The sequence below is a fragment of the Aliirhizobium wenxiniae genome (assembly GCF_019511445.1).
Lineage (GTDB): Bacteria > Pseudomonadota > Alphaproteobacteria > Rhizobiales > Rhizobiaceae > Neorhizobium > Neorhizobium wenxiniae_A.
The window spans coordinates 88,591-106,536 of sequence record NZ_JAEUAN010000001.1; the positions used below are offsets into that span (position 1 = coordinate 88,591).

The window sequence follows — 17,946 nt, forward strand, 5'->3', positions numbered from 1 at the left end:
TGACATTCAAGAGCGTCGACCGGGCAAAATAAAACCCGCCTGGCGCACCAAGCGGGTTTTAAGGCAAAGGGGAATTCCGTCGGCTTTAGGCCGTTTCGGCGTATTCCGCACCATCCGGCTCGCGAAGCACATAGCCACGGCCCCAGACGGTTTCGATGTAGTTTGCACCGCCTGCAGCATTTGCGAGCTTCTTGCGCAGCTTGCAGATGAAGACGTCGATGATCTTCAGTTCCGGTTCGTCCATGCCGCCATAAAGGTGGTTGAGGAACATTTCCTTGGTGAGCGTCGTACCCTTGCGGAGCGAAAGCAGCTCCAGCATCTGGTATTCCTTGCCCGTCAGGTGAACGCGCTGGCCGCCGACTTCGACGGTCTTGGCGTCGAGGTTTACGATCAGTTCACCGGTAATGATAATCGACTGGGCGTGACCCTTGGAGCGACGGACGATCGCATGAATGCGAGCAACCAGTTCGTCCTTGTGGAAGGGCTTGGTCATGTAGTCGTCGGCGCCGAAGCCGAGACCGCGAACCTTGTCCTCGATGCCGGCCATGCCGGACAGGATCAGGATCGGTGTCTTGACCTTGGACAGACGCAGCGTCCGCAGAACTTCATAACCCGACATGTCGGGCAAGTTCAGGTCAAGAAGAATGATGTCATAGTCGTATAGCTTGCCAAGATCGACGCCTTCTTCACCAAGATCAGTGGTGTAGACATTAAAGCTTTCCGATTTCAGCATCAGCTCGATGCTCTGCGCTGTTGCGCTGTCATCTTCGATGAGTAGAACCCGCATATTTTTCCCCTTTACCGCCGCGCAAGGTTACCTTTTGCCCCCTCACTCGTTACGGATCCAGACTGTGCCTGATTTGGAAGCTGCCACCAAATGGTTAACAAACTGTGACCTGATTTGGCAAGGTGCATCAATTTATTAAGCAAAATAAGCAGCAGCCTGTTTTCCTTTACGGATTGGACATCACCATGTTGAATCAGCGGTCGAGGACTTCCCGCTAAGTGATTCTTGCGACTGACACATTGCCGCGGTCCAATTAGGACTTGGTATTTACCGACCCTTAAACGATCGTCTTTATCATTAATGATGCCCGTAAACGAAAAGTTAATGCCGCGTCAAATTTATTAACGCGTCAGAAATTATTTTGATCTGCAGTGTAACAGACAGATCACGGGCCGGGGTGTTTGTATCCACGGAGTATTGCGTATGAAGTCGCGTGACAGCCTTGTTCGCCTGAAGGGATTTCAGGTTAACGAAAAGCGTCGTCAGCTGCAGCAGCTGCAGATGATGATGGCAGAATTCGAACGGATGGCGAAGGAACTGGAACACCAGATCACGCTTGAAGAGAAAAAATCGGGAATTACGGATCCCGGTCATTTCGCTTATCCGACCTTTGCAAAGGCCGCTCGCCAGCGGGCGGATAACCTGCAGGTCTCAATTCGGGAACTGAAGGTTCAGCAGGATAGTGCCGAACTGGCACTGGAAGAGGCGGAGGCAGAACTTGCCAAGGCTTCCGCGCTCGAAGAGCGTGACGGCGGGATGCGGGCCCGCGCCTAAAAGCGCCGGCAAATATCGAGGGGCTGAAGAGGGCGACCCGCAAGGGGCGGCGCCCTTTTTCCTTTTCCTCTACGGCTGCGGATCGCTCAGCCGATCCTCTCCTGCTTCGAAGTGAAGCGCTGAATTATTTAATGACATCCTGCCAGTCGGGATTGCGCTCGACCTGGGCCTTGAAGAATGGGCAGAGCGGAATGATTTTCCAGCCGCCTTTTCGGGCGTCTTCGATCGCGAATTTTGCCAGAGCCTGGCCGACGCCCTTGCCGCGCAATGCGTCCGGGACGCCGGTGTGATCGATGATGATCAGTTGCGGCGAGGTGCGCGAATAGGTCATTTCGGCCTCATGCCCCTCAACGCTTGCGGCATAACGCCCACCTGATGTTTTTTCTTCGCGGCTGATTTCCATTTCTCTGCTCCAATCGCACTCACATGTCGGCTTGGAGGATAAACTGATTTGCGCCATGTTATGAAGCTTCGCGTGCAAGCGAAGATTGGCCGCATCTTTCAGGGAGTTGGTTTGAGCCGGATTGTGCCGCTTTCGATACTGGGTCTATCGGCTGTGCTGCTCGCATTCGGCGTCACCCTGCCGATCATGCGGTTCGATCAGCTTTATTTTTTCAGCAGCGAGCCGTCGCTGCTGCAACTTGTCGCAGAACTGTGGGGAGATGGAAATGTCGGACTGGCTGCCGCGGTCGGCGCATTTTCGCTCGCGTTTCCAGCTGCGAAGTTGATCGTTCTCGGGCTTGAGGTCGCGGCCGGCGAGGGGAGGTCGCAATTGCTGGGCCAAGCTATGCCGCATCTTGCCAGATGGTCGATGATGGACGTGATGCTTGTCGCGATCGTTATCTTCGCGGCAAAGACGAGCGGCCTTGCGACTGCCGTCACACTTCCCGGCTTCTGGTGCTATGCGGCGTCTGCGGTGATTGCTGCCATCTTTCCCTCTGTGGTCAAACTGGGAAAGACGGAACGGCAATCGGAATAAGGATAAAACAAAGGATGCCGCGACCTGGGCCACGGCACCCTTGAAAGGGTGGCTTTCGCCAAATGCGCCTAGTGGCGATACTGCTGGATACGCGTCGTACGCAGGCCGGCAAGGCCATGATCGTTGATCGACGACTGCCAGGAGAGGAATTCTTCGACGGTAAGCGTATAACGGTCGCAGGCTTCCTCCAAGCTCAACAGGCCACCGCGAACAGCCGCGACAACCTCAGCCTTACGACGGATAACCCAACGGCGCGTATTGGCCGGGGGAAGGTCCGCAATCGTCAGCGGGCTGCCATCGGGGCCGATGACATATTTAACTCGTGGACGGATCATTTCGGTCATTGGAACTCTCTACACAACACAAGACCACGCCGGAGAGCCTAGTCCGGCAGTTTTAACATTTGACTAAACAGGTTCCGCAAATGTGACCTAACTCGCAAAGGTCGTATTTTTTCTGTGCTTTAGCCCTCAATCCCCTGCAAAATAAGGCCTGCAGGGGAGGGGGAACGGGCGAAAAAATTGAATTGAGCGGCTTGGGCTGTGCGAATTTGGCACGGGCCTGTATCATTTTTTGAAGTTTTTTCGCTAAATCATTGCGACTGAAAGGATAGTTCCGGTCGCGCCGGCATTGAACGTGGCGGAACCGGAATGGCTGAATGTCAGTGTATCGCCTTGTTGCAATTGAGCGACCGCTGCAGATGACAGCGTGGTGGCGGTGCCGGTCGATCCGGCGATCCTGAGGACGGTGGAACTACCATTGCGCGAAACCGTGACACTATAGGCGGCCGATGCTGAGGCCAGCGACAGGGTGAGGGCGACAAGGTAGAGGCCTGTGGCCGGAACAACGAGCGTGTTGCCGCCACCTGCGACCGCCGACCCAAGCGTGAAGCCGCCCTGGTTCAGTGCGAAGTTCGACAGGCCGCTTTGCTGTCCCGAGGTCGGAGCGAAGGTGGTGCCGCTGCGATAGGCAGAGGCCGCGGGCTGGTTCGGCGTGGTCACGCGGCCGGCGCTATCGATCGCCAGCCCCGTTTTCCATTCGCTGCCATTGCTGACCTTGATGGAAAAGTCGGTATTTCCTGCCAGCCCCATTTCAGCATGTCCTGTCCAGCCTGACTGGAAGAGGAGTGTTGCGGTATCGGTTGCCGATGCCTTGTTGATCTTCAGCCGATGGCTGTCGCCTGCGTGATTGAAGAGGCTGGCGGGAGAGGAGACGGCGAACCTGTTGGTCTCATCGGCCGTAGCGGAGATGCCGAGTGTCATGACGTTTGCATTTTCGGGCAAAGGCAAATCCTGCCAAGCCGATCCGTCAAATACTTTCAGCCTGCCGCTCGTTGCAAACCATGCACGCCACCCGGTTCTTGGTTTGGCATAGGCCCAGTAACCGTCCTGCCAGATCGCGATCCGGCCGGTGCGGCCGCTCCACGCCCCTGTGGCGCCGGTTGAAACGACAAATCGCTCTCCCGGCTGCGGTGTCTGTGGCGGACTGCTGCGCTCATCGACAACAGAAAGCTGAACGATTGCGTCCAGCAGCAGCAGGGCCTCGTTATGGATGACGTGTTTCTGTGCCTGCGAAGGCATGATGAAGGGCATGTCTAGATTGGTGGTGCGGTCGCTCATGGTCGTCTCCGGAAAACGTGTCTGCCGGATTTTAAGACTGTTGCGATGATGCGGGGACGAAGTTGAGGTCAAGCTATTGAAAGCACTGACGCGGCCTTGCTATTCATCCCCGTTGTCTGCTTCGAGGGCTGCCCCAAAGTATGCGTCCTATCGGCGCAACAGCCTGATGATGCTGGGAAAGTTGTCGCAAACGGAACTGTTGGTGTCCTGATTGCGCTTGTCCTTATCCCCGCATATGCGAAGGTGGGCTGGACATGAACGGGACGGATGGATGCGATATTCGGCATATTCGATCATCAAGCAGGCGCTTTCGGGCAACCGGCTGTGGAAACCGGCCTGGCGTGAGCCTGAGCCGAAATCGCATTACGATGTGATCATTGTCGGCGGCGGCGGGCATGGCCTTTCGACGGCCTATTACCTCGCCAAGGAATTCGGCATCACCAATATCGCGGTGCTGGAAAAAGGCTATATCGGCTCGGGAAATGTCGGCCGCAATACGACGATCATCCGCTCCAACTATCTGCTCGAAGGCAATATCCCCTTCTACGAATTTTCGCTGAAGCTGTGGGAAGGGCTTGAGCAGGATTTCAATTATAATGCCATGGTCAGCCAGCGCGGCGTGATGATGCTGGCGCATTCCGATGGGCAGCGCGACGCCTATGCGCGGCGTGGCAATGCGATGCGCATGCACGGGGTCGATGCGGAACTGCTCGACCGCAAGCAGCTTCAGGCATTGATGCCTTACCTGAATTACGACCATGCACGCTTCCCGATCCTTGCCGGCCTTTTACAGAAGCGCGGCGGAACTGTGCGGCACGATGCGGTCGCCTGGGGTTATGCGCGCGGCGCCGATATGCGCGGCGTCGATATCATCCAGCATTGCGAGGTCAACGCCATCCGCCGCGACGAGCAGGGGCGGGTGACGGGCGTCGATACCAACAAGGGCTTTATCGGCTGCAACAAGCTGGCGCTGGCGACGGCTGGCCATTCTTCCGAGACGGCGCGGATGGCGGGGCTGGAATTGCCGATCGAAACCCATGTGCTGCAGGCCTTCGTTTCCGAAGGGATCAAGCCGGCGATCGACCATGTGATCGTCTATGGTGCCGGGCATTTTTATATCTCGCAGTCCGACAAGGGCGGCTTGGTCTTCGGTGCCGACATCGACTATTATTCGTCCTACGCCCAGCGCGGCAATCTCGCGACCGTCGAGCATACGATGGAAGAGGGCGTCTCGCTCATTCCCGGCCTTTCGCGCGCCAAGGTGCTGCGCTCCTGGGGCGGTGTGATGGACATGTCGATGGATGGTTCGCCGATCATCGACCGCACGCCGATCGACAATCTCTACCTCAATGCGGGATGGTGTTACGGCGGGTTCAAGGCGACACCTGCCTCGGGCTTCTGTTTCGCCCATCTGATCGCCAAGAACGAGAGCCACCATGTTTCGCGCTTCCTGCGGCTCGACCGCTTCGAGCGCGGCCACATGATCGACGAAGCGGGCAAAGGCCCCCAGCCGAACATTCACTGAGATAGTCCATGGCAAGCCTGATTACCTGTCCGCATTGCGGCACCAGACCCAAGGAAGAGTTTTCCATTCGCGGCACGGCGCTGGCGCGCCCGCATCCTGCCGCGAGCGAGGAGGACTGGCACGCCTATGTCTATCTGCGGGAAAACCCGAAAGGCCGATATCAGGAATACTGGCATCATGCCGGTGGCTGCCGTCGCTTCCTGATCGTCGAGCGCGATAACGTGACCCATGACGTGTTCAGCGTCGTCGATGCCGTAGCGATCAGAGGGATGAGCGAATGACCTCCTATCGTCTCGGATCCGCCGGCCGGGTCAATCGCGGCCAGCCGCTGACCTTCACGTTTGACGGCAAGACCTACAAGGGTTTCGAGGGCGACACGCTCGCGTCTGCCCTGCTGGCTAACGACCAGATGCTGATGGGCCGCAGCTTCAAATATCACCGCCCGCGCGGGCCGGTGACGGCCGGTTCTGCCGAACCCAATGCGCTGATGACGATCGGCACCGGTGCTCGCTCCGAGCCGAATGTGCGCGCGACCGTTGCCGAGCTTTACGACGGGCTGACTGCGGCCAGCCAGAACCGCTGGCCTTCGCTGTCGTTCGATATCGGCGCGATCAACGGCCTGCTTTCGCCGATGCTGGGTGCTGGCTTCTACTACAAGACCTTCATGTGGCCGGCAGCGCTTTGGGAAAAGCTCTATGAACCGGTCATCCGTCGCGCAGCCGGTCTCGGCAAGCTGACGATGCAGGCCGATCCGGACCGCTACGAGAAATCCTGGGCGCATTGCGATCTGCTGGTCATCGGCTCCGGTCCGGCCGGCCTGATGGCGGCACTTGCCGCGGGGCGTGCCGGCGCTCGGGTTATCCTCGCGGACGAAGGGTTTCGGCTGGGCGGATCGTTTCTGTCGGAAAGCGCATCCGTCGGCGGCGTTACGGCTGCCGATTTTGCCAAGGCGATGATCGAGGAACTGGCTGCCCTGCCGAATGTCACGCTGATGCCGCGAACGACCGTGTTCGGCTGGTATGACGACATGGTTTTCGGTGCCGTCGAGCGGGTGCAGAAACATGTTTCGACGCCATCGCCCGACCTGCCGATGGAACGGCTCTGGCGCATCGTCGCCAAGCGCGCCATCCTGGCGTCCGGCTCGGAAGAGCGGCCGCTGGTTTTCGGCGGCAACGACAAGCCGGGCGTGATGACGGCGAATGCCATGCGTACCTATGCCAATCGATATGGCGTAGCGGCGGGCGGCAACGTTGCCGTCTTCACCAATGGCGGATCGGGTTATCGCACCGCGGCCGATCTGGTCGCCGCCGGTGTCGATATCACGGCAATCATCGATGCACGCGCACAGTCTGCGGATGCCGTGCCGGACGGTGTGCGGGTGATCCGCAATGGCGGCGTCGTCGGTACCAAGGGCGGCAAGCGCATCGATGCGCTGATTGCCGAACGGTCGGGTTTTCAAGAGGAGATCGCCTGCGATGCGCTGGCGATTTCGGGCGGCTGGTCGCCGATCGTACACCTGATGTGCCAGCGCGGCGCAAAGCCCGTCTGGTCCGACGAGGCCCAGGCCTTCATGGCGCCGGATGTCGGGTCGGCTTTCATTGCCGCCGGTTCCGCCGCAGGGGCCGAGACGATTTCGGCCTGCCTGAAGGATGGTGCGGGTAAGGCCACAGCACTTGCGCGCGAACTCGGCTTTGCCGCCTACGAGATCAACATCCCCGAGGTGGAAGGCGAATACGATCCGGCCTTCGCGCCGGTCTGGTACGTGCCGGGGGCGAAAGACAAAGCCTTTGTCGATTTCCAGAACGATGTGGCGGTCAGCGATCTCGGGCTCGCCCAGCGCGAAGGGTTCGGTCATATCGAGCATACCAAGCGCTATACGACCGCCGGCATGGCGACCGACCAGGGAAAGCTTGGCGGCGTCAACACGGTCGGCATCGTTGCCGGCATGCGCGGCGTTTCGCCGGCCGAGATCGGCACCACGACCTTCCGGCCGTTCTACACCCCGGTTTCCTTCGGAGCTTTGGCGGGGACATCGCGCGGCGAGCATGCCGCTCCGGTTCGCACCTCGCCGCTGCATGAATGGGCGAAAAAGAACGGCGCCACTTTTGTCGAAGCCGGTCTGTGGCATCGCTCAGCCTGGTTTGCGCGGGCGGGGGAGAATAATTGGCGCGAAAGCGTCGACCGCGAGGTCAACAATGTCCGCAGCAATGCCGGGCTCTGCGATGTCTCGACGCTCGGCAAGATCGAGATTTTCGGCAGGGATGCGGCGGAATTCCTCAACCGCATCTATTGCAACAATTTCCTCAAGCTGCCGGTCGGCAGGGCGCGGTACGGCCTGATGCTGCGCGAGGACGGAATGATCTTCGACGACGGCACGACGAGCCGGCTTGCCGAAAACCATTACGTGATGACCACGACGACCGCCTATGCAGCAGAGGTCATGGCGCATCTCGAATTTGCGTCGCAGACCTTTTGGCCAAATCTCGATGTTCGCTTCGTCTCCGTCACGGATCAGTGGGCGCAGATGTCGCTTGCCGGACCCCGCGCCCGGACGATCATGAGCCGGGTGGTGGAAGACGACATTTCCGATGCGGCCTTCCCCTATCTCGCCGCCAGAGCCGTGACGCTTCGGGGCGGGCTGAAGGCGCGGCTGTTCCGCATCTCGTTTTCGGGCGAACTGGCTTACGAGCTTGCCGTTCCGGCCGGTTACGGTGAGGCGGTCGCGGATGCGATTATGGGAGCCGGCAAGGACGAGGGGATCTGCGCTTATGGCGTCGAAGCGCTCAATGTGCTGCGTATCGAGAAGGGCTTTGTCACCCATAGCGAAATGGATGGCCGCACGACGCCGGACGATCTTGGGCTCGGCCGGATGATGGCGCTGCAGAAGCCGGATTTCATCGGCAAGCGGCAGTCGAGCCGCTTCGGCCTTACCGCCGCCGACCGGCTGCAGCTGGTGGGCCTGAGGCCGCTGGAAAAACTCGAGGAGTTTCTGGCCGGCGCGCATCTGCTGAAGGAGGACGTGCCACCTTCGATGGCGAGTGATCAGGGCTGGGTTTCCTCCGTCTGCCATTCGCCGACGCTCGGTCATACAATCGGCCTGGCCATGCTGAAATCCGGCCGGGAACGCTATGGCGAAACCATCGTGGTCTGGGATGGATTGCGCGGAAAAGAGGTGCTGGCGCAGGTCTGCCCGCCCGTCTTCGTCGATCCCGACAACAGCAAGCTTCAGGGGTAAGCATCATGTCGCTCACTCTCTTTCACCGGCATGTTCTGGAAGATTATCTCGCAGGCTTCGAGGCCAAGGCAAATCCGAACCATCTCTCCGTCATCCGCCGTCCGGCGATCTTTTCGGTTCTGGCGCATCGCGGAAGCGAGGTTCTCGTTGAAGATGGGCTGAAATCGATTGAGAGCATCCAGCTGCGGAACTGCGCTCCGGGAGAATGGCTGGTCGTCTCGACAACGTCAGGCGCCTCGACGATAGAGAACCTTCTCGGCGAGATCGCCGGCGCGTCGGCCGTCGATCAGAGCGATAGTCGCGTACTGCTTCAAATCTCCGGCCCCAATGTGCGTAAAATCCTGGCGAAATGCGTGGCGGTGGATCTGCATGCCGATGCATTTGCCATCGGCGCTTCGGCCAACATGCTGTGCTGCCATGTTGCGGCCAATCTGGCCCGTACCGGTGCCGATACGTTCGAGATCACCGTGCCGCGTTCCTTCGCAGGCTCGGTTTTCGAGGAGATGATGGAGATGGGCCGCGAGTTTGCGCTGACTGCCGCTTTTGCGGATTGACGAGGCGGATCATCAATCCTTGAACCGGTGATCTGGTGGCGCTCACTGGATAGGTATTTTTCGCAAAGCGACATTGGGCTTCGCAGAACGGTCTACTGAGCCGTTCTGATTGTCATTACGCTGCGGTGAGTTGCAGCATTCAACGCATGACGAAAGTCTTGCTCTCACCGGAGAATTTGAATGAAGAGCCATGCCCGGGTTGTCGTGATCGGCGGCGGTGTCGTCGGATGTTCCATCCTCTACCACCTGACGAAATTCGGCTGGAGCGACGTGGTTCTGGTCGAGCGGTCCGAGCTCACCTCCGGTTCCACCTGGCATGCGGCGGGCGGCATGCACACGATCAACGGCGATCCGAATGTCGCCAAGCTGCAGAAATATACGGTCGAGCTCTACAAGGAGATCGAAGCCTATTCCGGCCAGGATATCGGCCTGCACATGACGTCGGGCCTGATGCTCGCCGCCACCCACGAGCGGTTCGACTGGTTCAAGTCGCTGCTCGCCAAGGGCAAGTATGCCGGCGGTGAGGCGCGGCTCGTCTCTGTCGAGGAGGCGCATGAAATGATGCCGCTGCTTGATCCAAAAGAGTTCGTCGGCGCTGTCTTCGATCCGCATGAAGGCCATCTCGATCCTTACGGCACGACGCACGCCTATGCCAAATCGGCGAAAAAGAACGGGGCGGACATTTATCTGCACACCAAGGTCGAGGAACTGATCCAACTGCCGGACGGCATGTGGCGGGTGGTGACGGACAAGGGGGAGATCCGCGCCGAGCATGTGGTCAATGCCGCTGGGCTGTGGGCGCGTGAGGTCGGTCGCATGGTCGGGCTGGAACTGCCGGTGCTCGCCATGGAGCATATGTATCTGATCACCGAGGACATGCCCGAGGTGATCGAGTTCAACCAAAAGTCCGGCTGCGAGCTGATGCATTGCGTCGATTTCGATGGCGAAATCTATATCCGCCAGGAACGCAACGGCATGTTGATGGGCACCTATGAAACGGACTGCCGCCCATGGTCTCCGATCGAGACGCCGTGGAGCTTCGGCCACGAATTGCTGGCCGAGGATATCGAGCGGATTTCCGGCGAACTGGAAGTCGGATTCCGGCATTTTCCCGCGTTCAATACTGCCGGGATCAAGACCATCATCAACGGCCCCTTTACCTTCTCGCCGGATGGCAATCCGCTGGTCGGGCCGGTGCGCGGCATGACGAATTTCTGGTCGGCCTGCGCGGTCATGGCCGGTTTCTCGCAGGGTGGCGGTGTCGGTCTGGCGCTGGCGCAGTGGATCATCAACGGCGATCCGGGCTTCGACGTTTTCGCCATGGATGTCTGCCGCTACGGTGATTACGCGACGCTCGGCTATACGAACGCCAAGGTGCGCGAAAACTATTCGCGCCGCTTCTCGATCCGCTATCCCAACGAAGAGCTGCCGGGCGCGCGGCCGCTGCTGACTACGCCGATCTATGACAGGCTCAAGGCGGCCGGTGCCGTGTTCGGCGCGTCCTACGGGTTGGAGACGCCGCTCTGGTTTGCACCCGCGGGTGTCGAGGATGCGTTTTCCTGGCGGCGCTCGACTGATTTCGAGCATGTCGGCCGTGAAGCGAAGGCAGTGCGCGCCTCGGTCGGCATGATGGAAACCTCGGGCTTTGCCAAATATCTGATTGCCGGAGAGGGTGCGCGGAATTGGCTGGACCGCATTCTTGCCGGCAAAATACCGCCGGAAGGGCGCATGGCTCTGACGCCGATGCTGAACGATGCGGGCAAGCTGATAGGTGACTTTACGCTTGCGACGCTTGAAGACGAGGAGTTCCTGCTGATCGGCTCCGGCATTGCGGAGGACTATCACATGCGCTGGTTCGAGCAGCATCTGCCGGAGGATGGTTCGGTCGAAGTCGAGGCGCTCAATCTCGGTCTGCTGGGGCTTTCCGTTGCTGGGCCGAAGGCGCGCGAAGTCTTGCAAAAGCTGACTCATCTCGACTTGTCGGATCAAGCCCTTCCATTCATGTCGGTGCGTGAGATCGATCTCGGCATGGCGCCGGTCATCCTCGGGCGCGTCAGTTATACCGGCGATCTTGGCTACGAGATCTGGATGAAGCCGGAATACCAGCACTATCTGTTCGATGCGCTGATGGAGGCAGGCCGTGAATTCGGCATCTCGCTTTTCGGTCTGCGTGCGCTCAATGCTCTTCGCGTCGAAAAAACCTTCGGCAGCTGGTCGCGGGAATATCGGCCGCTCTATGGGCCGCTGGAAGCGGGGCTTGGCCGCTTCATTTCCTATGGCAAGCAGGCGGATTTCATCGGAAAGCAGGCGGCACTCGGCGAGAAGGCGTCCGGCGGGGCGATGCGGCTTATCACCCTGATCGTCGATGCCGGGGATGCAGACGTTATTGGCGATGAGCCGATTTCGCTGAACGGCGAGGTGAGGGGATGGGTCACTTCGGGCGGTTATGCCCACGCATCCGGAGTATCCGTTGCGATGGGCTATGTACCCAGGGAGATAGCCGAGGTGGCTTCCGGATGGCAAATCGAAATTCTGGGAGAAATGCGACCGGCCTTTCTGCAGCCGGTGCCACTGTTTGACTCAAACGGGTCTCGGATGCGCTCTTGATAGTTGTAAACTCTATAGAAAATCGGGAGTTGGACGGCGCGTTTTTACACGCCAAAAACGCTCAATTTCTGTGATCTCAGTGCCGCATTTCTGGCATTTTTGAGCGTATTTGCGCCATCGTGGGCAAAAGCTCGTGAAAATTGATCTGCCTCTTTATTTTGCACTTCACATTTTTAACGAAACGGATAGGAATCAAAAAAATTGAAGATCTCATCAGGTCTTTGAAAGAATGGTGCGGCCGCCAAAGGACCGCATTAGGGGAAACTGTATGGAATACTTTATCCAGCAGCTCATCAACGGGCTGACTCTCGGATCCATCTATGGCCTCGTGGCAATCGGCTATACGATGGTTTACGGCATCATCGGCATGATCAACTTCGCCCATGGCGATATCTTCATGCTCGGCGGCTTTGCTGCCCTCATCATCTTCCTGATCCTGACATCCTTCTTTGCCGGCATTCCGGTGGCGCTGCTGCTGCTGGTGATGCTGCTGGTCGGCATGTTGATGACGGGGCTGTGGAACTGGACGATCGAGCGCGTGGCCTACCGGCCGCTGCGCGGGTCCTTCCGCCTGGCGCCGCTGATCACGGCGATCGGCATGTCGATCGTGTTGTCCAACTTCATCCAGGTGACGCAGGGCCCGCGCAACAAGCCGATCCCGCCGCTGGTGACCGACGTCTACCACCTCGGCAATATCACCATCTCGCTCAAGCAGATCCTGATCGTGGTGATCACCTCGGTCCTGCTCTTCGCCTTCTGGTACATCGTCAACAAGACGCCGCTTGGTCGCGCCCAGCGCGCCACCGAACAGGACCGCAAGATGGCGGCGCTGCTCGGCGTCGATGTCGACCGCACGATCTCCATCACCTTCATCATGGGCGCCGCTCTGGCTGCCGTCGCCGGTACCATGTATCTGATGTATTACGGTGTCGCCGGCTTCAATGACGGCTTCATTCCGGGCGTCAAGGCATTTACCGCAGCCGTTCTCGGCGGTATCGGCTCGTTGCCGGGCGCCGTTCTCGGTGGGCTGCTGATCGGCCTGATCGAAAGCCTGTGGTCGGCCTATTTCTCGATCGCCTACAAGGATGTCGCGACCTTCGCCATCCTTGCCATCGTCCTGATCTTCAAGCCGACCGGCATTCTCGGCCGTCCGGAAGTGGAGAAGGTCTGATATGGCTTACACTGCGGAAAACAATTCATCCAGCCTCATGGCCAAGGCCGTCAAGGAAGGCATTTTCGCCGGCGTTATCGCCTTCGGCATGTTCCTTCTGTTCGTCGGTATCGAGACCTATCAGGACATCAACAACCAGCTCACATGGCGCACGCGCTGGGGCCTCTTGGCCGTCTTCGTCGCGGTGGCCGCCATCGGCCGCTTCCTGACGGTCGGTTTCATCAAGCCGCATCTGGACAAGCGCAAGCTCGCCAAGGCGAAGAGCGGTGTCCTCGACATCTCGACGGACAAGAGCTTCTTTCACAGGAATTTCCTGAAGATCGCGCTGCTCTTCCTGCTCTGCTACCCGTTTCTGGCCATGCTGATCTTCGGCCGTCAGGGCTCGCTGAAATATGTCGACAATTTCGGCATTCAGATCCTCATCTACGTGATGCTCGCCTGGGGCCTGAATATCGTCGTCGGCCTCGCCGGTCTGCTCGATCTGGGTTATGTCGCCTTCTATGCCGTTGGTGCCTATTCCTACGCGCTTCTGTCGGCCAATTTCGGCTTTTCCTTCTGGTTGCTGCTGCCGATGGCGGGCATTCTGGCCGGTTTCTGGGGCATCATCCTCGGCTTTCCGGTGCTGCGACTGCGAGGGGACTATCTTGCGATCGTGACGCTTGCCTTCGGTGAAATCATCCGCCTCGTTCTGATCAACTGGACGGATGTAACCCGCGGTACTTTCGGTATCTCCGGTATCGCCAAGGCATCGTTCTTCGGCATCTGGTCCTTCGATGTCGGCGCGGCGAACAACTTCAACAAAGCCTGGGGACTTCCGTCTTCGTCGGTCTATTACAAGATCTTCCTGTTCTACGTGATCCTGGCACTCTGCCTGATCACCGCCTACGTGACGATCCGGCTGCGCCGCATGCCGATCGGCCGTGCCTGGGAAGCGCTTCGTGAAGATGAGATCGCCTGCCGCTCGCTCGGCATCAACACGGTCACGACCAAGCTCACGGCATTTGCGACGGGTGCAATGTTCGGCGGTTTCGCCGGCTCCTTCTTCGCCGCGCGCCAGGGTTTCGTGTCGCCTGAAAGCTTCGTCTTCCTGGAATCCGCCGTCATCCTCGCCATCGTCGTTCTCGGCGGCATGGGGTCGCTGACGGGCATTGCGATCGCTGCGGTGGTCATGGTCGGCGGCACGGAACTGTTGCGCGAAATGGAATTCCTCAAGCACGTCTTCGGGCCGGACTTCACGCCTGAACTCTACCGCATGCTGCTCTTCGGCCTAGCGATGATCATAGTCATGCTGTTCAAGCCGCGTGGCTTTGTCGGCACCCGTGAGCCAACCGCCTTCCTGAAGGAGAGAAAAGCTGTCTCCGGCAGCTTCACCAAGGAAGGCCACGGCTGATGACGACCGGGACGACAACAATGACAAAAGACGCGATCCTCAAGGTCGATCACCTGTCGATGAAGTTCGGTGGCCTGATGGCGATCAACGACTTCTCGTTCGAGGCGAAACGTGGCGAAATCACCGCGCTGATCGGGCCGAATGGTGCAGGCAAGACCACCGTGTTCAACTGCATTACCGGTTTCTACAAGCCGACGATGGGCATGATCACGCTCAAGCGCAAGGATGGGCAGGATTATCTCTTGGAGCGCCTGCGCGACTTCGAGATCAACAAGGTTGCGGGCGTTGCCCGTACCTTCCAGAATATCCGCCTGTTCTCGGGTCTCACGGTTCTGGAAAACCTGCTGGTCGCGCAGCATAACGTGCTGATGAAGGCGTCGGGCTATACGATCCTCGGACTGCTCGGCCTGCCGGCCTACAAAACCGCAGCCGCGGAGGCGATCGAGAAGGCCCGTCACTGGCTGGAAATGGCCGATCTCATCGATCGTGCCGACGATCCGGCCGGTGACCTTTCCTATGGCGCACAGCGCCGTCTGGAAATCGCTCGCGCCATGTGCACCGGGCCGGAACTGCTCTGCCTGGATGAACCGGCGGCCGGTCTCAACCCGAAGGAATCGCTGACGCTCAACACGCTGTTGCGCGCCATCCGCGACGAAGGCACGTCATTGCTCCTGATCGAGCACGACATGTCCGTCGTCATGGAGATTTCCGACCATGTCGTCGTTCTGGAATACGGCCAGAAGATTTCCGACGGCACGCCCGATCACGTGAAGAACGACCCGAAGGTGATCGCAGCCTATCTCGGCGTCGAGGATGATGAAGTTGAAGCAATCGAGGAAAAGCTCGATGAGGGGACCGTCTGATGGCCGGTGAAACCCTTCTGAAAGTCCAGGGTGTCGAAACCTATTACGGCAATATCCGCGCGCTTTCGGGCGTTGATGTCGAAGTCCACAAGGGCGAGATCGTCAGCCTTATCGGCGCCAATGGCGCCGGCAAGTCGACGCTGATGATGACCATCTGCGGTAGCCCGCAGGCCAAGAACGGTCAGGTCATCTTCGACGGCGAGGATATCACCAAGCTGCCGACGCACCTGATTGCCCGCAAGCGTATCGCGCAGTCGCCGGAAGGTCGCCGCATCTTTCCGCGCATGACGGTGCTGGAAAACCTGCAGATGGGCGCCAATCTCGACAACCTGAAATATTTCAAGGAAGACGTCGAGAAGGTCTTTGCGATGTTCCCGCGCCTGAAGGAGCGCCAGAGCCAGCGCGGCGGCACGCTTTCGGGCGGCGAACAGCAGATGCTGTCGATCGGCCGTGCGCTGATGTCGCGTCCGAAACTGCTTCTGCTCGATGAGCCGTCACTCGGTCTCGCGCCCCTGATCGTCAAGGGCATTTTCGAAGCGATCAAGAAGCTCAACAAGGAAGAGGGGCTGACCGTCTTCCTCGTCGAACAGAACGCATTCGCGGCACTGAAACTGTCGGACCGCGCCTATGTCATGGTCAACGGCAAGGTGACGATGAGCGGCTCCGGCAAGGAGCTTCTCGCCAATCCGGAAGTCCGTGCGGCCTATCTCGAAGGAGGCCGGCATTGAGCGCGCTTACCATCATCATCTCCGGCGGGGGGAACTGACATGCAGGGCCTGTTTTTCGAAACGGATACCGTTGTTCGCTATTTTTTGCGCGGCCTCGTTCTGCTGCTTGGTTTCTGGACCGCGTGGCGCTCCGGCAAGGCTGCCGCCGAAGGCTGGGACGGCTATCGCGAAGTCGTGATCTATGCGGTGCTTCTGGCTGTCGCCATGCAGTTCCTGCATTATGCCCTCTTCCAGGGACCGTTCATCAACGCCTTCTACTATGTGCTTGATCTGGTTCTGCTGCTGGCCTTCGCGCTGGCCGGTTTCCGGGTTCGCCGCACGCGCCAGATGGTGCAGAATTACTACTGGCTCTATGAGCCGACCTCAGCTTTCTCATGGAAGAAGAAAGATTGACACCAGACAGGATCTGAATTCAGATCGGGTTTGGCAAATATAAAAATACACCAAAAGGTGGAACAGCTTCCGGTGCAGTAATGGTGGGTATTGCGCCGGATCCCAAAAAACCTCTCACCTCATAATAACTGGGAGTTATTCTATGAAGAAGTCTCTTCTTTCCGCCGTTGCGCTGTCGGCTATGGTTGCCTTCGGCGGCAATGCGTGGGCTGACATCACGATCGCCGTCGGCGGCCCGCTGACCGGCCCGAACGCCGCTTTCGGCGCGCAGCTGCAGAAGGGTGCCGAGCAGGCCATCGCCGACATCAATGCCGCAGGCGGCGTCAATGGCGAGAAGCTGGTCATCGCGCTGGGTGACGACGTGTCCGACGCCAAGCAGGGCGTTTCGGTCGCCAACAAGTTCGTTGCTGACGGCGTGAAATATGTCGTCGGTCACTTCAACTCCGGCGTTTCCATCCCGGCGTCTGAAGTCTATGCCGAAAACGGCATTCTCGAAGTCACGCCTGCCGCCACCAACCCGGTCTTCACCGAGCGCGGCCTGTGGAACACGTTCCGCACTTGCGGCCGTGACGACCAGCAGGGCGGCGTTGCCGGCAAGTATCTCTCTGAGAAGTTTGCCGACGCCAAGATCGCCATCATCGACGACAAGACACCTTACGGCCAGGGCCTCGCTGAAGAGACCAAAAAGGCTTATAACGCTGCCGGCAAGACGGAAGTCGTGCGCGAAGGCGTCAACACCGGCGACAAGGATTTCTCCGCCCTCATCGCCAAGATGAAGGAAGCCGGTGTTACGATCATCTACTGGGGTGGTCTGCACACGGAAGCCGGGCTGATCATCCGTCAGGCAAAGGACCAGGGCCTCAAGGCAACGCTCGTATCGGGTGACGGTATCGTCTCCAACGAACTCGCCTCGATCGCCGGCGACGCTGTCGAAGGCACGCTCAACACCTTTGGTCCTGACCCGACCCTGATCCCGGAAAACAAGGCGCTGGTCGAGAAGTTCAAGGCCGCCGGCTTCAACCCGGAAGCCTACACGCTCTATTCCTACGCTGCCGTCCAGCTCATCGCTGAAGGAATCAAGGCTGCGGGTAGCGCCGATGATGCGGAAGCCGTTGCGGCCAAGCTGAAGGAAGGTTCGTTCAAGACCGTTCTCGGCGAAATCGCCTTCGACGAAAAGGGCGACCCGAAGCTTCCGGGCTACGTCATGTACGAATGGAAGAAGGGTCCGGACGGCAAGTACAGCTACTTCCAGCAGGGCAGCTAAGCCTTCGCCTGAAACAAGAAATAAAGGGAAAGCCCGGCGCGAGCCGGGCTTTTCTCG

The 17,946-nt window shown here is 59.1% G+C and carries 17 protein-coding genes; 13 read left to right on the top strand and 4 right to left on the bottom strand.

The window, feature by feature from the left end; all coding sequences use genetic code 11:
* Window positions 1-85: 85 nt before the first annotated feature.
* Entirely contained in the window at window positions 86-787 is a 702-nt protein-coding gene (ctrA, locus tag JNB91_RS00470) for a response regulator transcription factor CtrA (RefSeq protein WP_046794530.1), read from the bottom strand.
* Between the two features lie 423 nt (window positions 788-1,210).
* On the opposite strand from ctrA, the gene JNB91_RS00475 reads away from it, so the two are divergent.
* Entirely contained in the window at window positions 1,211-1,561 is a 351-nt protein-coding gene (locus JNB91_RS00475) for a flagellar export protein FliJ (RefSeq protein WP_112454130.1), read from the top strand.
* 124 nt (window positions 1,562-1,685) lie between these two features.
* Here JNB91_RS00475 and JNB91_RS00480 read toward each other — a convergent pair whose 3' ends face one another.
* On the bottom strand, window positions 1,686-1,964 hold the full coding sequence (locus JNB91_RS00480; protein WP_220323555.1) for a GNAT family N-acetyltransferase: 279 nt from the start codon (window positions 1,962-1,964) through the stop codon (window positions 1,686-1,688).
* Window positions 1,965-2,075: 111 nt separating this feature from the next.
* Between JNB91_RS00480 and JNB91_RS00485 the strand changes: the two genes are divergently transcribed.
* Window positions 2,076-2,540: a paraquat-inducible protein A gene (locus JNB91_RS00485; RefSeq protein WP_223217996.1), complete on the top strand. Its 465-nt coding sequence runs from the start codon at window positions 2,076-2,078 to the stop codon at window positions 2,538-2,540.
* A 68-nt stretch (window positions 2,541-2,608) separates the two neighbouring features.
* Here JNB91_RS00485 and sciP read toward each other — a convergent pair whose 3' ends face one another.
* Together sciP and JNB91_RS00495 are read right to left on the bottom strand one after the other, a co-directional pair.
* Window positions 2,609-2,884, bottom strand: a complete 276-nt coding sequence (sciP, locus tag JNB91_RS00490; RefSeq protein WP_105414767.1) for a CtrA inhibitor SciP — start codon at window positions 2,882-2,884, stop codon at window positions 2,609-2,611.
* Window positions 2,885-3,127: 243 nt separating this feature from the next.
* A complete protein-coding gene (locus JNB91_RS00495; RefSeq protein WP_220323557.1) occupies window positions 3,128-4,159 on the bottom strand; it encodes a DUF2793 domain-containing protein in 1,032 nt (343 codons plus the stop codon).
* Between the two features lie 271 nt (window positions 4,160-4,430).
* Between JNB91_RS00495 and JNB91_RS00500 the strand changes: the two genes are divergently transcribed.
* The 11 genes from JNB91_RS00500 to JNB91_RS00550 all read left to right on the top strand — a co-directional run bounded on the left by JNB91_RS00500 (window position 4,431) and on the right by JNB91_RS00550 (window position 17,889).
* Window positions 4,431-5,684, top strand: a complete 1,254-nt coding sequence (locus JNB91_RS00500; RefSeq protein ID WP_220323558.1) for a sarcosine oxidase subunit beta family protein — start codon at window positions 4,431-4,433, stop codon at window positions 5,682-5,684.
* An 8-nt stretch (window positions 5,685-5,692) separates the two neighbouring features.
* Window positions 5,693-5,965, top strand: coding sequence for a sarcosine oxidase subunit delta (locus JNB91_RS00505; protein WP_220323559.1), 273 nt, complete (start codon window positions 5,693-5,695; stop codon window positions 5,963-5,965).
* The gene (locus tag JNB91_RS00510; protein WP_220323560.1) at window positions 5,962-8,919 is read left to right on the top strand and encodes a sarcosine oxidase subunit alpha family protein; all 2,958 of its coding nucleotides are present in this window, start codon (window positions 5,962-5,964) and stop codon (window positions 8,917-8,919) included. The genes JNB91_RS00505 and JNB91_RS00510 overlap by 4 nt, the downstream gene beginning before the upstream one ends.
* Window positions 8,920-8,924: 5 nt before the next feature.
* Window positions 8,925-9,473, top strand: a complete 549-nt coding sequence (locus tag JNB91_RS00515; protein ID WP_220323561.1) for a sarcosine oxidase subunit gamma — start codon at window positions 8,925-8,927, stop codon at window positions 9,471-9,473.
* Window positions 9,474-9,653: 180 nt separating this feature from the next.
* The gene (locus JNB91_RS00520; RefSeq protein WP_220323562.1) at window positions 9,654-12,080 is read left to right on the top strand and encodes a GcvT family protein; all 2,427 of its coding nucleotides are present in this window, start codon (window positions 9,654-9,656) and stop codon (window positions 12,078-12,080) included.
* Between the two features lie 268 nt (window positions 12,081-12,348).
* Window positions 12,349-13,251, top strand: coding sequence for a branched-chain amino acid ABC transporter permease (locus JNB91_RS00525; RefSeq protein WP_220323563.1), 903 nt, complete (start codon window positions 12,349-12,351; stop codon window positions 13,249-13,251).
* Between the two features lies 1 nt (window position 13,252).
* Complete coding sequence (livM, locus tag JNB91_RS00530) at window positions 13,253-14,641, top strand: high-affinity branched-chain amino acid ABC transporter permease LivM (protein WP_220323564.1); 1,389 nt, start codon at window positions 13,253-13,255, stop codon at window positions 14,639-14,641.
* Window positions 14,641-15,504, top strand: a complete 864-nt coding sequence (locus JNB91_RS00535) for an ABC transporter ATP-binding protein (RefSeq protein ID WP_220323565.1) — start codon at window positions 14,641-14,643, stop codon at window positions 15,502-15,504. Before livM ends, JNB91_RS00535 begins: the two co-directional genes overlap by 1 nt.
* A complete protein-coding gene (locus JNB91_RS00540) occupies window positions 15,504-16,232 on the top strand; it encodes an ABC transporter ATP-binding protein (protein WP_220323566.1) in 729 nt (242 codons plus the stop codon). Before JNB91_RS00535 ends, JNB91_RS00540 begins: the two co-directional genes overlap by 1 nt.
* A gap of 39 nt (window positions 16,233-16,271) precedes the next feature.
* Window positions 16,272-16,625 carry a DUF6867 family protein gene (locus tag JNB91_RS00545; RefSeq protein ID WP_220323567.1) on the top strand — a complete coding sequence of 118 codons (354 nt, stop codon included), beginning with the start codon at window positions 16,272-16,274 and terminating at the stop codon, window positions 16,623-16,625.
* Window positions 16,626-16,767: 142 nt separating this feature from the next.
* Complete coding sequence (locus JNB91_RS00550; RefSeq protein WP_220323568.1) at window positions 16,768-17,889, top strand: branched-chain amino acid ABC transporter substrate-binding protein; 1,122 nt, start codon at window positions 16,768-16,770, stop codon at window positions 17,887-17,889.
* Window positions 17,890-17,946 lie beyond the last annotated feature (57 nt).

What these genes read in the sequence shown, in the direction of transcription:
- ctrA (WP_046794530.1), bottom strand. Translation starts at nt 787, where the DNA reads ATGCGGGTTCTACTCATCGAAGATGACAGCGCAACAGCGCAGAGCATC.
- JNB91_RS00475 (WP_112454130.1), top strand. Translation starts at nt 1,211, where the DNA reads ATGAAGTCGCGTGACAGCCTTGTTCGCCTGAAGGGATTTCAGGTTAAC.
- JNB91_RS00480 (WP_220323555.1), bottom strand. Translation starts at nt 1,964, where the DNA reads ATGGAAATCAGCCGCGAAGAAAAAACATCAGGTGGGCGTTATGCCGCA.
- sciP (WP_105414767.1), bottom strand. Translation starts at nt 2,884, where the DNA reads ATGACCGAAATGATCCGTCCACGAGTTAAATATGTCATCGGCCCCGAT.
- JNB91_RS00495 (WP_220323557.1), bottom strand. Translation starts at nt 4,159, where the DNA reads ATGAGCGACCGCACCACCAATCTAGACATGCCCTTCATCATGCCTTCG.
- JNB91_RS00500 (WP_220323558.1), top strand. Translation starts at nt 4,431, where the DNA reads ATGCGATATTCGGCATATTCGATCATCAAGCAGGCGCTTTCGGGCAAC.
- JNB91_RS00505 (WP_220323559.1), top strand. Translation starts at nt 5,693, where the DNA reads ATGGCAAGCCTGATTACCTGTCCGCATTGCGGCACCAGACCCAAGGAA.
- JNB91_RS00510 (WP_220323560.1), top strand. Translation starts at nt 5,962, where the DNA reads ATGACCTCCTATCGTCTCGGATCCGCCGGCCGGGTCAATCGCGGCCAG.
- JNB91_RS00515 (WP_220323561.1), top strand. Translation starts at nt 8,925, where the DNA reads ATGTCGCTCACTCTCTTTCACCGGCATGTTCTGGAAGATTATCTCGCA.
- JNB91_RS00520 (WP_220323562.1), top strand. Translation starts at nt 9,654, where the DNA reads ATGAAGAGCCATGCCCGGGTTGTCGTGATCGGCGGCGGTGTCGTCGGA.
- JNB91_RS00525 (WP_220323563.1), top strand. Translation starts at nt 12,349, where the DNA reads ATGGAATACTTTATCCAGCAGCTCATCAACGGGCTGACTCTCGGATCC.
- livM (WP_220323564.1), top strand. Translation starts at nt 13,253, where the DNA reads ATGGCTTACACTGCGGAAAACAATTCATCCAGCCTCATGGCCAAGGCC.
- JNB91_RS00535 (WP_220323565.1), top strand. Translation starts at nt 14,641, where the DNA reads ATGACGACCGGGACGACAACAATGACAAAAGACGCGATCCTCAAGGTC.
- JNB91_RS00540 (WP_220323566.1), top strand. Translation starts at nt 15,504, where the DNA reads ATGGCCGGTGAAACCCTTCTGAAAGTCCAGGGTGTCGAAACCTATTAC.
- JNB91_RS00545 (WP_220323567.1), top strand. Translation starts at nt 16,272, where the DNA reads ATGCAGGGCCTGTTTTTCGAAACGGATACCGTTGTTCGCTATTTTTTG.
- JNB91_RS00550 (WP_220323568.1), top strand. Translation starts at nt 16,768, where the DNA reads ATGAAGAAGTCTCTTCTTTCCGCCGTTGCGCTGTCGGCTATGGTTGCC.